Source organism: Nonomuraea composti (genome assembly GCF_012034275.1).
Classification (GTDB): Bacteria; Actinomycetota; Actinomycetes; order Streptosporangiales; family Streptosporangiaceae; genus Nonomuraea; species Nonomuraea composti.
This window is the reverse complement of record NZ_JAATEP010000177.1, coordinates 1-320: the sequence shown is the minus strand read 5'-3', so window position 1 is coordinate 320 and position 320 is coordinate 1. Positions and strand designations below refer to the sequence as shown.

The window sequence follows — 320 nt, the reverse complement described above, 5'->3', positions numbered from 1 at the left end:
TCTACGAATGGGATGCGAGCGGTAACCGCACCAAGGCCGGCAACGCGACGTTCACCTACGACGAGCGCAACCGCCTGCTCTCCGGTGACGGCACCGACTACACCTACACCACGCGCGGCACCCTGGCCACCAGCACCAAGGCGGGCGCGACCACCAACTACACCTTCGACGCCTTCGACCGGCTCATCGCCGACGGCGACAGCCTCTACAGCTACGACGCCCTCGACCGGCTGACCAGCCGCATCCGCGGCACCGCCAAGCAGGCCTTCGCCTACAGCGGACTCGGCAACGACCTGGCCGCCATCACCGACAGCGGCGGA

General features: G+C 68.1%; 1 protein-coding gene. It reads left to right on the top strand.

What is annotated here, in order from left to right; genetic code table 11:
- A partial coding sequence (locus HCN51_RS57880; RefSeq protein WP_168022245.1) for a hypothetical protein occupies positions 1 to 320 on the top strand: 320 nt, incomplete at both ends.